Source organism: Polyangiaceae bacterium, from assembly GCA_020633205.1.
Classification (GTDB): Bacteria; Myxococcota_A; Polyangia; order Polyangiales; family Polyangiaceae; genus JAHBVY01.
The window spans coordinates 829,092-843,873 of sequence record JACKEB010000013.1 but is presented as its reverse complement, the minus strand read 5'-3'; the positions used below and the strand labels follow the sequence as shown (position 1 = coordinate 843,873).

11 protein-coding genes are annotated in these 14,782 nt (G+C 63.9%); 4 read left to right on the top strand and 7 right to left on the bottom strand.

Translation table 11 applies throughout. The annotated features are described in order from the left end of the window. Positions 1 to 163: 163 nt before the first annotated feature. From H6718_19970 to H6718_19960, 3 genes are all read right to left on the bottom strand, one after another. Positions 164 to 1,450: a DUF2252 family protein gene (locus tag H6718_19970; protein ID MCB9587691.1), complete on the bottom strand. Its 1,287-nt coding sequence runs from the start codon at positions 1,448 to 1,450 to the stop codon at positions 164 to 166. Further along, positions 1,450 to 1,749: a hypothetical protein gene (locus H6718_19965; protein MCB9587690.1), complete on the bottom strand. Its 300-nt coding sequence runs from the start codon at positions 1,747 to 1,749 to the stop codon at positions 1,450 to 1,452. The genes H6718_19970 and H6718_19965 overlap by 1 nt, the downstream gene beginning before the upstream one ends. A 92-nt stretch (positions 1,750 to 1,841) precedes the next feature. Then, positions 1,842 to 2,645, bottom strand: a complete 804-nt coding sequence (locus H6718_19960; GenBank protein MCB9587689.1) for a hypothetical protein — start codon at positions 2,643 to 2,645, stop codon at positions 1,842 to 1,844. Positions 2,646 to 3,242: 597 nt separating this feature from the next. Between H6718_19960 and H6718_19955 the strand changes: the two genes are divergently transcribed. Next, positions 3,243 to 4,364, top strand: coding sequence for a hypothetical protein (locus tag H6718_19955; protein ID MCB9587688.1), 1,122 nt, complete (start codon positions 3,243 to 3,245; stop codon positions 4,362 to 4,364). 56 nt (positions 4,365 to 4,420) lie between these two features. Here the strand turns inward: H6718_19955 and H6718_19950 are convergent, their stop codons facing one another. Further along, positions 4,421 to 5,200, bottom strand: a complete 780-nt coding sequence (locus H6718_19950; GenBank protein ID MCB9587687.1) for a hypothetical protein — start codon at positions 5,198 to 5,200, stop codon at positions 4,421 to 4,423. 599 nt (positions 5,201 to 5,799) lie between these two features. Between H6718_19950 and H6718_19945 the strand changes: the two genes are divergently transcribed. Beyond that, a complete protein-coding gene (locus H6718_19945; protein ID MCB9587686.1) occupies positions 5,800 to 6,624 on the top strand; it encodes a hypothetical protein in 825 nt (274 codons plus the stop codon). Between the two features lie 8 nt (positions 6,625 to 6,632). Here H6718_19945 and H6718_19940 read toward each other — a convergent pair whose 3' ends face one another. Next, a complete protein-coding gene (locus H6718_19940; protein MCB9587685.1) occupies positions 6,633 to 8,123 on the bottom strand; it encodes an adenylate/guanylate cyclase domain-containing protein in 1,491 nt (496 codons plus the stop codon). Between the two features lie 278 nt (positions 8,124 to 8,401). On the opposite strand from H6718_19940, the gene H6718_19935 reads away from it, so the two are divergent. Together H6718_19935 and H6718_19930 are read left to right on the top strand one after the other, a co-directional pair. Then, on the top strand, positions 8,402 to 10,147 hold the full coding sequence (locus H6718_19935) for a hypothetical protein (protein ID MCB9587684.1): 1,746 nt from the start codon (positions 8,402 to 8,404) through the stop codon (positions 10,145 to 10,147). 135 nt (positions 10,148 to 10,282) lie between these two features. Further along, on the top strand, positions 10,283 to 11,710 hold the full coding sequence (locus H6718_19930; protein ID MCB9587683.1) for a VWA domain-containing protein: 1,428 nt from the start codon (positions 10,283 to 10,285) through the stop codon (positions 11,708 to 11,710). Positions 11,711 to 11,774: 64 nt separating this feature from the next. Here the strand turns inward: H6718_19930 and H6718_19925 are convergent, their stop codons facing one another. After that, on the bottom strand, positions 11,775 to 12,683 hold the full coding sequence (locus H6718_19925; GenBank protein ID MCB9587682.1) for a 5,10-methylenetetrahydrofolate reductase: 909 nt from the start codon (positions 12,681 to 12,683) through the stop codon (positions 11,775 to 11,777). A 69-nt stretch (positions 12,684 to 12,752) separates the two neighbouring features. Then, on the bottom strand, positions 12,753 to 14,510 hold the full coding sequence (gene dauA, locus H6718_19920) for a C4-dicarboxylic acid transporter DauA (protein ID MCB9587681.1): 1,758 nt from the start codon (positions 14,508 to 14,510) through the stop codon (positions 12,753 to 12,755). Positions 14,511 to 14,782 lie beyond the last annotated feature (272 nt).

Genomic DNA, 14,782 nt, shown 5'->3' with positions numbered 1-14,782 from the left:
AAACATCACAGCGCCTGCACCGCACAGCGGGCATTCACCCCTCCCCGACGGGTCCGGCAACAGCGCCGGGCCCGTTTGCTTTTGTGGCTCAAAGTGTTTTAGCGCCTGTTCCTCTCCCCCAACCGACCGTTCCCCTGCGCGCCTGTGATGGGCTCTAGCGGCGCTACTGCTTGAACTTCGCGTAGGCGTCGAGTGTGGATTGGGTGAGGGAGTGAATCGCGTCGAGGATCAACTCACGATGCTCATTCAACATGTCTTTGAGCAAGACCCGTAGTTGACGGTCGTACGGCGCGGGCAGGAATCCGGTATGTCCGAGTGTGAGTTGCGCCGCCGCGAAGCTGGCGAGCTCCCGCAGCTCGGTCTCTGACTCGAGGGAACGCTGGATGTCGATCTCGGCGTAGTGTGCCCACCAGGACTGGATCCACCAGGGCGGATCGTCGACGTCCTCGGAGGCATCCCTCGGCACGATCGCCAGGAACGGATCTGCCTTCGCCCCGAGGCGTGTTGCATTGAGGATGATGCGCACGGGTAAGCCGCCTCGGCCTTCGATGCATGGATTGTCGGGGACGCTCCGCATCTCTTTGGCTTCCAGGATCACGTCGTCGTTGGGGCTGCTGGTGGGACCCTCGATGCGGTACAGAATGCGCGCGGTGGTCGCGCTACCCAGGCCGAAGTTCGTGGGGATCCCACGCCGCTTGACGCGGAAGAAGTCCGCGCTTCGGCTTGGGTCGAGTTGCAGCACGAGCGCGACGTAGCGCTGCCAGCCCGCGCGCGCTTCGCTTGCGTAGCGCGGTGGGAGTTCGGTGGTCATCAGCTTTTCCGCCTGGTTTAAGAAGTCCCCACGGTCCTCTCGGAAGCTGGAGCGGAGGCGCAGGAGCGCTGAAGGCGGTTGATCGCTGGCGGGTGGAGGATCGGTCGCGTAGGCGTCCAGGAACGCCCTCACGAGGGGTTCACTGGGCCAGCCGCGCTGCTTCGCAGCGAGCGCTAGTGACGTCCCGAAACGCACCAGATCGATCACCGGTGGCCCGGAGACGGAATAATCGAAGTCCGAGAGCCCCGCGCCTTCGTCGGTGATCGCCAGCTGTTCCACGTGGGCGTCCCCGTGCAAATTCACGATGGGCAGCGTCGCCCGAACCCGAGAGAAGCGCTTGCAGACCTCGATGGCGAACTCTGAATTAATTGCGCGGAAATATTTATGAGGGCTCTGCGAGAGCTTGGCGCGCAACGCCGGGTTCTTGCGGTACGGCGAGTCTTGAGCGAGCTCCAGCGCGTTCTGCTGCCCCGCCTCGGGAGTTGGTGCAGCCGGCGCGCTCGGTTCGCTCGGACACTTGGCATTCGGAGGCACCGCGTGCGTGGCGCAGCACCCGGTGAGTAACAACGCCAGCAGCCCGTGTCGCATGGCTTGGAGCGTACCTCGAACAAGCCGTCGCGCGGCGCTCGGGCGCCCCACTAGCGCAAGTAGACGACACCCAGCAGCGCGAGCAGGAGCGGCGGAACGAGGGCCACGCAAATCAGGATCGGTAGCGTCGCGCCAAGTCCGCTAGCTATGGCACCGATGATGGCGCTGGCCGCCCCGAGGAGGCCCCACTTGGGGCGAAAGATTTCGTCCTTCCAGGGCGGCTCACCTGCGGCGATGAAACGCGCGTTGCGTGCCCGACGCAGGGCGAGGTGGAAGATCTCGACGGCGAGCGAGCTCACGACGCCCACCCCGGCGCCAGCCACGCATCCCACCACCACATCCGTCCACATAGCCGGTGCAGCATACGACTGCTTCGGCTTCGTAGCGCGGGCCGGAGGGCGGAAGGCCTCTTCCTCTCCCCCAAACCCCTTGCTCGCGGTTCTTAGGTCAGGCGCGGCAGCAGGGACTCGGCGATGGGATCGAGCATGGCAAATAGGGCCGCCCAGCGGGGATCTTCGGTGCGCTGCTCCCAGGCAAATCGCGCCGAACGCAAGACAGTGCGCTCGGCGCTGCGAACCACGAACTCTGCAGGTGTGTGCCCTCCCCTGGCGGCTTCTGCAGAAAACGGCGGCTCCTCTCCGGGGCCGCTGAGCATGCGATACCAAGTCATCACGGCGCGCCGGGTCGCGTCGTCGAGTAGCGCGCTCGCCTTCTTCCACTGGGTTCCGGAGTTGGGCTGCTCTTGCTGCACCAACAACTCGGCGTTGCCGTCTGGGGTGAGCGTCAGGGTGTAAGCGCCGCCTTGGTACGGAGATCCTCGACGGTACTCGAACCGCAGCACCTCTGGCAGCGGCGCGAGGAGCGGCGTCGCGTCGCGCAGCGGCTCTCCACTCACGTGGGAAGCGAGCACGCGCTTGAGCAGATCTACCACGGGCGCGTAGCCCGGATCCTCTGACCAATTGTGGTGCGAGCAAGAGACGACCGTGGGCCTGTCTCCCGCGGACACGCTGATGGAGGAGTGGAACTCGCCAGGGACGAAGGACGTGCGTCCTGCTTTGAACGTCACCGGAGAACGCGGAAAGCCGGCGTATCGCAAGAGGTTGATAACCACTGGATGCACCGGCTCGCCGTGCTGGATCGAGCAACGCGTGGCTTGGGTTTGGACGTGGATCGCATGGTGGGAGGTTTCATCCCACTCGATGCGAATCGCGCTGGGGTCGTTTCCCCAATCGAAGGGCGCGCTCATGTCAACGCGTCCTACGCCAGCGAGATCGATGCGTCACGCTGATCGCTCCGTCCTCGATTTCCAAGACGCTCCACGCCCGTGGACCTCTTCCTCTCCCCCAACCCCCTTGTGTGCGCTCGCTGAGACTTCACGCGCGTCCGCGAAGGCCTCTCGCGCGTCTCCAACACCCTTTCGTGCGTCCTGAATGCCCTTTCGTGCGCTCAAATAGCTCCACGGCCCGCGAAATAGGCCTTCAGGCACGCACATTGGGCCTACGGGCGGGACGCTGAGGCCCAGCAACTCACGCAGTTGGGCTCAGTGTTGGCGCAGCTGGCATCAATCCTCGCGCATTTGGGGGTGAGGAGCGCTTGTGAAACGCTGGCCATCGACCTTGGCAGTCACGGCGCGCCGCACCGGTCCGCTCCGCTCGCGCCTTCAGTCCGTCACGCAACGGCACCGGGCCCGATCCTACCGATACGTTACCGCAAGGAACTAAAGATCAGTTTCACTGTGTTTCGTGGTTGAAAACGCACGCATGTGACGACTTGTCGCTGGCAGTAGGGGTGTTCGGTTCCGATACACTCATCGTCCCTCAACCCTCTACTTCGGCGGTTCCCCGTGACTGACGTCCATGACCCAGTGACTGAGCCGATCGAGATCGCTGACGACACGTTTTGGGTGGGTCGTCGCGATCCCGGCGGCATCTTTTTCGCGAATCCCTATCTGCGGATCTTTCGTTCCGACGATCGGAAGCGCTCGGTCAACCTGTTGATCGATCCCGGCTCGAGCAGCGAGTTTGCTGCTGTTCAGCAGAAATGCAGCCGGCTGCTCGGCAGCGTGGATCGGGTGCAGCTGATCTTCCTCAATCATCAAGATCCCGATGTGGGTTCTGTGGTGGGCACGCTGCTCGCCCGCTTCATGCCCAAAGCGCGCGTGCTTTGCTCCGAGGAAACGTGGCGCCTGGTGCGCTTCTTCAACATCCCAAAGTCACGTTACGTGTGCACGGATCCCTATGTGGAACGCGGACTACGCCTCGGCACTGGGCACTCACTGCGGCCGGTGCCGTCTCCGTTCTGTCACTTCGCCGGCGCGACCATGCTCTACGACCCCGCGACGCGCGTGCTCTTCTCCGGTGACTTGTTCGGTGGTGTGACGGCAGCGACTGCCAGTGGTCTGTGGGGGGATGAGAGTGACTGGGTCGGCATCCGCGCGTTCCACCAACTCTACATGCCGGCGCGGGCAGCCATTGCGCGCGTCATCGAGCAGGTGCGTGCGTTGGATCCAAAGCCAGAGATCATCGCACCCCAGCACGGTCGACTGTTGCGCGGGCCCTGGATCGCGGAGTGCTTGAGTCGCCTGGAGCAACTGCCTGTGGGCATCGACCTGCTCGAGCAAAGCGCCACCTCCGAAGAGGAGCTCAGAGCCTGGAACGCTGTCTTCCAGCGCCTGCTCGAAACAGCGCGAGTGCACCTCGGTGCGACGGCGGACTCGCGCCTGGTAGACGACACCGAGCTGCAAGAGCTGCTCGATGTGCGCGCCGATGGGATCCACGTCGCACGCATGGGCAAGTGGGTCGTCGAACGCGCCGTGCAGATCTTGACCCACGGCGAAGACGCGAGCGTCGCCAACGCGCTGCGCTTCGAGGCCACGTTTGCAGCAGCGGATCTGGACTTGCCCGCCCCGGCGATGGACTTCGTAGACGAGGGTGAGGGCGCAGCGCTCTCCAACGTCGCGCAGTAGCGCATTCCTCGAGCCGTCGCGCGTCGTCCGACCGCGTTTGAAACGGTTCTCGCAACTCAGCGCATGATCCCGCGCCCCTTCAAGCCAGCCTGGGCTGCGTCGCTGAGCTCCGGTTGGACCCGGTCCAGCAGCTCGCTGAGCGCTTCCCAGTTGGCCTCCGGCACCAGATCCCCGAGGTCGAGGAACTTGTCCACGAGCAGGACCAACACCTCGGCAGCCTGGGCATGTTCGTTGGCGTCAGCATGTTTCCTCGCGGCACCCAGAGAAATGATGGGCGGGGGCGCCTTCGTCACTGTGAACTCCACCACGGGGCTCTGTCGAAGAACCGCTGCCGGACTCTCCGGCACTGAAACGCCAGGCAGCGAGCAGAGCAGCAGTGAGTTGTAAGCGAAGAACTCATCCTGCAGCGCGCGTTCGCGAGCCTCAGCGAAGTCTTGGTCCGTCATGTCCCGGCCGATCGCCTCCGTACCAGCGGTCGCGACTAGCGACAGAAACGCCGCGAGATTCTGGAAGACGAAGATCTCGTCGTCCTTTAGCTGCAACAGCGCGACCATCAACTCGTCGGTGTTGGAAACGGGGCCCGTCGGCGCCACGAAACCAAACTGATTGCAGTCGACCCCGGTTGACCCGAACAGCTGGACGTTCGTCGGGGTGAAGTGCTCGAACGGCTCCGGGAAATCCAGGTAGAAGTCGCACCCCCAGTGCGGGGTGCGTTGGGTGATTGTCCCGATGGGATCGGGACTCTCCCCTGGCCACGGAAGGCGCGCCATGGCCCGAGTAAGCGGCCCCAGGTCCACACCCAAACGCGCTCCCAGTTCCTCGAACAAAGCGATCATGCCGTAACCCTCGGCACTCCTACGGAAGCGTGCCTCGAATCTCCCTACACACCAGTCACGATTTCCATGGGGGTGAGGAGCCGTTGTTTCCCGCGCTGCGCCCACACGGACGCGGGAGCACTTCGCGTGTGGCAGCTGCCGGACACCGGCATCCTCTGGCAGTGCACTTAGCTGTGCCGCCCCCGTTGCACCGCGGAAACAGGTATGGAGAAGCCTGGCGAGATCAGCATACCATGCGGCACGCTGTGCCCCGCTCCAGGGATCGCCGGCTCAAGATCGTCACGTCGGCAGTTTGCTGACAACCGCTGCGGCTTGGTGCGTCTTACCAATGCGTTGAGGAGATATCGACGACGACCGGAATAAGCGTGGATGCGCCAATGTCTCGAGAAGTCGATTCCTCCGGGTAACATCTCTTTCTTCGCGCCGCTCAATAACCAGCGGGCATTGCCCCCACCTCTACACGCACGACGCTGCTCGTAGTCCCCGGCCGACCCCCGGCTGCTGGAACACCTACGAGTGACCATCTCAATCCGAGACCCCCCGCTCGGAGCGCGCCCGCGCGCGACGCGACGTCCCCCGTCGCAAAAAGGAGCCCGACCATGTCTAACCCCCACGGCCATACTCGATTCGACAACCCCTCCGGCAACCCGCTTCGCATCCCAGATGCGCAACGGAGTACCCAAGTCAGTCTCGCGCGTATCAGTGAGAGAAATCACGCGATCCACTTTCTTCCCTGCGCAACCGCGCTCGATCCGTTTCACTCCCGCGATCTCCTCGCCTCCTTGGTCGCACGCCGAGCGTACGTGGAACTGCGCGAGGCGTCCCGCCACGTGTTGGAGCCCGAGGTTCGCGCGTCGATCGAGCGCGCCTCGGCAACACTCTGTTCCTTGAGGCAACGCGACTCCTACTCGATGCTGCGCGATCGCGATCGTACGCTGGTCGAACAACTCAGCGATCGCCTACGTAGCTGGCTCGCCGAACTGCCTAGCCCTTGGACCGAGCGAGAGGGCAAACGCATCCTCGGCGACTACTTCACGTTCGTGGACTTCTGCATGAGCGTGAATGACCGCGCTGAGCTGGTAGAGCACGACCTACGTGTGTTGAGGGTGGCGCTCGCGGCCGTAGGCACGCGATCGTTGCGAACCGTGCGCTCCCTCTCGATGCCAGCTCTCGGCCGCGACGAAGATCTCGACGCGCTGTTGCGCAGCGACAGCCATGGCGAGGTCATTCTGCGTTGCACCCTGGAACGCACGCTGGGCCACCTGGCCATCGACTGGCCGCTCGCCGTGCGGGCCGAGCGGAGCCAAGCAGCGAATTCTCGGCAGAGTCGACCTCCCGCCCGCCTTTGTCTGCGCCCTGGCTGCCCCCCGGCGGGGTCCGCGGAGCCCACATTCGAGGCGCTTCGCTCGACCCTCGCCGGCTAGCGCTGCGGCTACTTCTGATCCAGCGCGATCACACCGAGCGCATCGTGGCTGCGGCTCTTGGCGATGACTTGGTCGAGGCGAGACAACCAGAAGTTCGTGGGGCCGTCATCGGGTATGGCCTCCGCCACGTGGCGGAGCTCTTCGGCTGCGCCTGCGGCGTCGCCACTCTGGTAACAGGCAATTGCCGCAAGGAATCGCGGTTGCGACGCGCGCTTGCCTTCACGGAAGGTCTCCTCATCCGCCTCGAAGATCTCGTGCACTTCCACAGGTCGGCGCTTGCCCTTCACCGCAAAGCGCCCGATCAAGCGCGAGTCGTCGCGCATCGCTTCGGGCAGCTCCGCGGCGACATCGCCGCTCACGAGGATGCTGCAACCGAGCTGCTTGGTGAGGCCCTCCAGGCGCGCAGTCAAATTCACCGCGTCCGAGATCACCGTCGCCTCAAAGCGCTCTTTTTCACCAATCGTGCCCATCATCACCGCACCCTGGTGGATGCCAATGCCAACTGCCAGCGGCACCTCGCTCGGATGATCCAAGTTGAACTGCCGCACCTCACGCTGCATTGCGAGGGCTGCACGGACTGCACTTTCGGCTCCGTCCGGAAACAACGCCATCACCGCGTCACCAATGTACTTGTCGATGAAGCCTGACTGCGCGCGAATATGCGGCCCAATCTTCGACAAACAGCGATTGAGGAAATCGAAAGTTTGTTGAGGAGTGTAGTGCTCGGAGATGCTCGTGAAGTTCCGAATATCCGCGAACAGCACCGTGATGCGACGCTCGACGACATCACCCAGCTTGGTGGTGGACACGTCGTCGTGACCCAGGGCGTGCAGAAACTCCACCGGCACGAAGCGTGAAATCGCCGCGTTGGTCGCGGCGAGGGACGCTGTGCGCTCAACCACCTTTTGGTCCAGCTCCTGATTGAGCGTCGCCAACGCCGACTTGGTGGTCTCCAGCAACTGAAACGCGCGATTCGCCACACTCGCCGCGAGGACGCCTTCAATAGCCACCGCAAGCGCGGAGAGCATCCAGGTGCGCCCCGAGAACGCCATCACGTGGTCGGGCAAACCAAACAGCAGCGCCCCGCAGGTCAGCCCGATCAACGCGAATGGCATTGCTTTCCGCAGCAAGCCCAACCCACCCGTCATGATCGTGTTGATGGCGAGCACGGTGACGCCGAGGTTCACGAGGGGCAGTGACCACTGAGTCGCTGGGATGAGCACCCAGAGTAGTCCATCCACCGCATTCAGCAGGAATGCCTGCCGACGCCGCTTGAGCCAGAGCGTGCCGATCAACAACCACACATGGGGCCACAGCAAGAAGATGACGGCGCTCGGCAACGCGCGCTGCGTCTCCACGCCATCGGCCCACATCGACAGGAAGAGCAACGCCCCAAGCAACGAGAACGGCACACGCACGCTGTAGAGCGTCTTGTGCCAGCGACTCGTTGCCTCCTCGGAGGCATTGACGGTCGGCGCGTTGGAAGATGCTGAACTCACCACGCACTTCCCCGCGGATAATTCTGAGCGAAAACAACCATGAACTTCAAAGCTCCGGCTCCCTCGAATCGGTCGTCCAAGCAAGGGCTCCTGGACACGCCGAATCTTAGTCGAGCAGCTCCTCGAAGTCGCCTGTTGGACTTCTGTAGGGCACTGGTTTCCGACTGGCCCCGATGTGTGTGGTCGGGGGAGCGAGTGCTTACGCGGCCACACCGCGACCGTACGGCACCCAGTCGATCATTGACGCCACGCGGCGCGTCGTCCATACCCTTTGGATGGTGGGGCGAGGCTTGGGGTACGCCAGGGCACTGGCGGTCGGGTTGTTACTGACGGCCTGCGGGAGCAGCGACTCGAAAGGGCTGCTGGGTTCTGCGGGGGCGAGCTGCGATGCGGACACTCCGTGCTCCGCAGGGTACTGTGACTCGACGACCAACGTCTGTGTCTCCTGCTTGTTCGACTCTCAGTGCGGTAACTCACAGGTTTGCTTGAACCACGAGTGTGTGATGCAAGCGACCTGCGAGACAAGCTTGGACTGCGCGAATGACCAGCACGGCTTGGCGATTTGCGATCCGAACCGACACCGGTGTGTCGAGTGCGCTGCGAACGCCGACTGCGGCGCCGGGGGCGAGTGCGTCAATCAGCACTGCGTGGCTCACCCCCCGTGCAAAGACTCGCGGGACTGCGACAGCGAGAGCGTCTGCGACACGGCCAAGGGCTGGTGCGTGGAGTGCATCGGCACCGGGGACTGCCCTACAGACCACTCGTGCGTGAACTCGAAGTGCGCGTTGAACTGCGTCAGCGACAATCAGTGCACGGCGCGAAATCAACTGTGCGACAAGGCCCAGGGCCATTGCGTGGATTGCTTGGATCACAGCCAGTGTCCGGCGGATCACCATTGCGCCGCAGGCACTTGCGAGTTCGATGTGTGCGCCGGAGGGACCACCAGTTGTGAGGGCAACTCGCTGGTGACTTGCAGCGAGGCAGGCGATGGGTTCTCCGATCCAGTACCGTGTACGGCGAACCAGACGTGCTCTACAGACTCGAACGGCGCCAGCTGCAAGGCGTGGGTCTGTCAGCCATCGACGACAGAATGCGAAGCTGGAACCGACAAGCGGGTGCGCTGTGCCGCGGATGGCCTCTCGATCGCTGAGACTACCGACTGCGCCGCTTCGGGTCAGCACTGTTTCAACGGCGAATGCAACAACCAGCTGTGTGAACCCGACGCGAACTTCTGCGATGGCAAGACGCCAAAAAAGTGCGACTCGACTGGACAGAAGGCCACCCCAATCACGCTGTGCAACGACAACCAGTATTGCGACGCACCATCGCTCAGCTGCAAGCCCCAAGTCTGCACGCCGGGCGCCGCGGTCTGCAATGGCAACACCGCGACGATCTGCAACGCAGACGGCTCTGGATATGTCGGCGGAACGGACTGTAGCGCGTCGGGTCAAGGATGCAGCGCGGGAGCCTGCGTAAGCTGCCCCTCGCCCGCCGACGCACTACGTATCGTCGAGGTTCACTACGGGGTGCCTGACTACGTGATGTTGAAGAACACCCACACCAAGTGCTACGCGGAGACTGCCGGTATTGGCTTGAGGGTCGGCTACATGATTAGGACTTGCTCGTTCGGCGATTGCGACGAGGTCCGATATGAAGAGGCGATCTTGCCGTCGAGGAATATCCCGCCCGAGGGTGTGATCTACGTCACGGAACAGCCGATCTCCTCCGTCGACGTGGCGTTCCCGTTGGTGATCACCTGGACCGATTCCCAGGCAGGCATGGTGTCGTTGTGCAACGGCGCGTGCAGCGCTACCGACGGCACCAATATCGTCGACGTCTTGAACATCAAAGGCAATCAGCCAACCATTCCTCTCCCACCTCCAGTCACCTTCGGCTCTCCGCTCGTCGGCTTAGGCCCGACGGGAACCACCACGAGCTTCCTCCGCAAAGCGTTCGCGGGTCAATACCCCGACTTCAAGGGCGCTGATTGGACCTCTGGCAGCGCGACCCGCCCGGACCAGTAAAGGTCGGTGGCGAGTCGCCGCTGTGGCTGCGGGTGCGCGACCGCAAGGCAGCAATGCGCGAGTCGGTCGCCTCCGCGTGGCTTACCAGCGCGCCCACGCGTTGACGGAGAGCTACGGCGCTGGCACAACGTCAAGGTGGATCGCTCGGCCTATTGGTTTGTCGCCCTCGCCGTAGCAGCGTGCTCGAGCAACGACGCAAGTCTGTTTGGCAGCGACGGAACGGGCGGCGCTGGCGGTGCCCCCGGCACTTGTCGCAGCGACAAGGACTGCACGGCATTCGGGTTGCTGTGCGACTCGGCATCCAGTCGCTGCGTTGAATGCCTCACGGAAACTCAGTGTGCCCAAGGCGCAGAGTGCCTCTCGGGAGCCTGCCGTCCCATCACGGCCTGCTCAACATCACTCGACTGTCCACCGGGCGAAGTCTGCGACACGGCGACCGGCCGCTGCTACCAGTGCGTGTTTTCAGCAGACTGCGAACCAGGCTCCGTGTGCCTCGACCGCACTTGTCAAACCTCCGGCTCGGGTGGGACCGGAACGGGTGGCACTGGCGCAGGTGGATCCGGTGCCGCAGGTAACGGCGGAACCGCGGCGAGCGGGAGCATGGGCACCGGTGGGACTGGTTCTGGCGGCACGGGAGGAACCGCTGCAAGCGGCAACGCGAGCAGCGGGGGTACAACGAGCACAGGCGGCACAACGAGCACAGGCGGAGCGCCGACGGGCGGCAGTAGTGGCATGAGCGGCAGTGCTGGCATGAGCGGCAGTGCTGGCATGAGCGGCGGTGCTGGCGTGAGCGGCAGTGCTGGCAGTGCCTCGAGTGGAGGCAGCGCCGGCTCCAGCGGTGGCGGCAGCTCCGGAGGTGGACAGGGCGGAACCGGCGGAGGCGGTAGCTGCGGCGACGTATTCGTGTTGTCCGATCACTCCACCAGCAGTCGCTGGGTAACCGAACGTGATGGCATCACCGCGTTCCTCCAACAGGTCACGAGTGCGACCCCTCGCATGGGGCTCACGTTGCTGCCTGTCCCGGCAAGCGACCCGCAGATCCCAAGCGTTTGCCATACGCCCGCCGACTGCGGCAACTACCCTCCCTGCAACTTCCTGGGTCAGTGCGATAACGGATCGATTAATCACGATTCCTGCGACGTCCCAGACTACACGACCCCGGCGGTCGCGCTGGAGTCTGGCAACGTCGCCGCGGCGTCGATGATGAGCGCCATCGCCGTCAACCCGTACAGCGGGAAAACGCCTCTGCGACCCGCGCTCGAAGGCACGCTCGCGTACGTTCGCAGCCAGGCCAGAACCGGCTATCGCTCCGCAATCGTCCTGATCACCGACGGGACACCGAGCAGCTGCTTGAACAACAGCCTTCCGAATCTGATAAGCGTCGCGACTGACGCGTGGCAGGGCACACCCCAAGTGGCGGTTTACGTGATCATTCTCGATCGCACCGTGCACGTAGACTTCGTCGCAGAGGCAGGAGGCACTGGCAGCGCCTATATCGCCGAAACGCCTGAAGCCGTGGCGGACGCCCTCGAACAAATCCTATTGGCGGAGGGTTGCCAGTAGTCGGATGTCGAGCCGCGGCGCTCCAATGAACCACCTCGCCGATCAGTAGTCTTCGACACGGCCCTCACCCTCGCCCCAAGATCTTCGCCACCCGGTGCACCATATCCACCGACGCCTCGATCTCTTCCTTCCTCAAGGAAACGCTCTCCACGTTGCACCCGAGGGGGATCTGCTTCTCGCGGGCGAAATCGAGCAGCTCTTCAAAGCCTGAAAGGGCCAGGTCCACGGACTTCTCCAGGATGTCGTGGGCGTGGATCAGCTCATTCTGCAGCCACAAAGGCACGGAAACGCCGAGCCAGTTCATGAACTCGAGGGTCTTCTTCGAGCCGCAGGGGCTGAGCGTCACCAGGATGGGCGGAACCGCTCGCTCCTCCGCCAAGCAGCGGTAATGCAGCGAGCTGAGCAGGTTCTTGCTCTCGGTCACCGAATACACCGCCTGGGAGATGAAGAAGGAACAGCCGTGCTCGACCTTCTTCAGCACCCGCTCGTCTTCCCCTCCCCGGGACTCGTGGCGCTCGGCGATCAGCACGCCGCCCAGCGGAACCCCCGCTGCCTCCTCGAGACGCGCACGGTACGCATCGGTCAAACGCAGACTCACCGCTTGAGACTGCGAAGGCGCACCCACCAACACCGCCGCACCTCCGAGCTCGTGCAGGCGACCGAGCCACGCGACCAGCGTCTCCCGCGTCATCCCAGAGACGGAGCGATAGACGATCTTCGGTTGGGCCACGCCGCCCAGGTACTCATAGGCATAGGTCAGCGGATCGATGGCCTGCAGGAACGGAAACGGCCGCTTCGCGTCGGTGCGACTCGACTCGTCTTGCAGGTCGTAGACGACGAGGGCATCCACGGGCAGCGCCGCGATGCGCGCGCTCTGCAGCGCCGCCGTGTCGCGACGCTTCTCCTCGGAGTAAGAAATCTTCGGAGGCGTGATCCCATACGTGAGGCGCGCGTTGCCAAAGCCGGAGTCCATACGGCGCGGACTATGGCGTGTCCGGCAGAGCCGAACAACCGGTCCGCGGCACGTATTCGAACGATGCTTTCACGGTCGGTTCAGCACTGCACCAAGCGGAAGTGTGGACACTGCGGCGTCGAGATCCGGGAAGATCTCGACGCCCGCAGTTTCCTCCAGCTTGGCCTTACGCAGGGCGGTGAGCGGCTGAGCCTGCACGCCGGCGAGGCGCACGGAGCATCCGCTGGCGTGGAGTTCCTGTAGCGCGCTCTCGAGGGCCACGAGCCCAGTTGCGTCGATGGCATTCACTTGCTGGACGTCGAGGATCACCCAGCGAGTTCCAGGATCCACCACCGTGAGCGCTGCCATCGCCTTTTGCGCAGCACCGAAGAAAAGCGGACCGGAGATCTCATACGTCACGCATCCTTCCGGCAACACGGCTTTGGGCGCCGAGTCTCGAAGCTCGGTTTGCCCGACCCGGGTTACCTCCGCCATCCGACGCATGAACAGCAGAGAAGCGAGTAGCATCCCTACGGATACACCGACGACCATGTCGAAGCAGACGGTCAGGCTGAAGCAGGTGAGCAGCACTGCGACGTCGCTCTTGGGCGCGATGCGCAGCATATGCACGAAATGCCTCGCCTCGGACATGTTCCACGCCACTGTGAGAAGCAACGCTGCCAGCGCTGCCATGGGTAGGTACCCTAGCAACGGCGCAAGCACCAACACGGCGGACAGCACGGTGAGCGAGTGCACCACGGCAGCGATGGGGGATCGCGCTCCACCCCGGATGTTCGTGGCCGTGCGAGCGATGGCGCCAGTCGCCGGGATCCCACCGAAGAACGGCGCGATGATGTTCCCAACCCCCTGAGCAATCAGCTCGGAATCCGGATCGTGCTTGGTCCTCGCCATGCCGTCTGCAACGACCGCGGACAGCAGTGACTCGATGGCGCCGAGCATCGCAATCGCCAGGGCGCCCGAAATGAGCGCACGCAGCGTCTCGTGGGAAAAGTCGACATTGTTGGCCCCCGGAGAGGTGGCTCTCCAAGGCAACATCGGCAACGGGGGGAGCTGCGGGATCCCGTGGACTAGCTTCTGATCGATTTCCGTGTGAAACCGTGTCGCGATGGTCGCGATCTCGACACCACCCCAACGCTTGGAGGCGGCGGCTGCAAGCGAAGCCACGGGGAGCGCAACCAGCGGTGCGGGAAATCGTCGCGTAAGCCGAGGCACACCCAGCAGCAGTACGAGCGTCAGGCCTGCGACGCCTACCTCCCAAAGACTCGCGGTGTGTCGCGCCTCGAACATCACGGCCACACGCTCTAGGAAGTCGGGCGGGGTACGGGTCAGCGTGAGGCCAAACACGTCCTTCAGCTGGAGCACCGCGATGACGACAGCGATCCCCGCGGTGAAACCCGTGGTCACCGGATACGGCACGAATTCGATCAAGCGCCCCAGCCGCAACAACCCCAAGCCCACCAGGATGAAGCCGGCGAGCAAACCCGAGACCAGTAGCCCCGCTAGCCCGAAGCGTGCGTAAATCGGTGAGAGCACGACGATGAACGCCGCGGTCGGGCCGGTGACTTGAGTGCGTGAGCCACCGAGCAGGGCCACCACGATCCCGGCAACAACCGCTGTCGCGAGCCCCTGCTGCGGAGGCACCCCGACCCCGATCGCCAGCGCCATCGCGAGCGGCAGCGCCACGATACCAACCACGACTCCCGCCAGTACGTCTGCCCTGAGGGCACGCCACCCGTAACCTTCACGGAGCACAGCCCGCAGGGCGGAGGCCGGGAGGTGTTGCAGCGCGAGCCCCTCCTCGGATCCGACATACCGCGTGCGCGCCATGGGCGCCGTGTACTCCTTCTGGATACGGTGTCAAGAGCGTGCGCGGGCGTAGGCGGTTTGATCCCCCACGGAAACACCGATCTGACATAGGCGCGACGCCTTGAATCTGTATCAGGCTGACACGCTTTCTTGCATGAAGGAGCGTGACGTTGACAATCCAGCACCAGAGTGGCAGTTCCACCCAGCGGCACCCAGCGGCACCCAGCGGATGCGTGGTGAGTGGACACCGGAGCTGGTGGGAGAGCCGGCTCAGCATCCCTGGATGCCGCACC

Excerpts from the sequence above, each read along its gene's own strand:
- dauA (MCB9587681.1), bottom strand. The coding sequence starts at position 14,510 with ATGGCGCGCACGCGGTATGTCGGATCCGAGGAGGGGCTCGCGCTGCAA.
- H6718_19950 (MCB9587687.1), bottom strand. The coding sequence starts at position 5,200 with ATGATCGCTTTGTTCGAGGAACTGGGAGCGCGTTTGGGTGTGGACCTG.
- H6718_19960 (MCB9587689.1), bottom strand. The coding sequence starts at position 2,645 with ATGAGCGCGCCCTTCGATTGGGGAAACGACCCCAGCGCGATTCGCATC.
- H6718_19965 (MCB9587690.1), bottom strand. The coding sequence starts at position 1,749 with ATGTGGACGGATGTGGTGGTGGGATGCGTGGCTGGCGCCGGGGTGGGC.
- H6718_19925 (MCB9587682.1), bottom strand. The coding sequence starts at position 12,683 with ATGGACTCCGGCTTTGGCAACGCGCGCCTCACGTATGGGATCACGCCT.
- H6718_19945 (MCB9587686.1), top strand. The coding sequence starts at position 5,800 with ATGTCTAACCCCCACGGCCATACTCGATTCGACAACCCCTCCGGCAAC.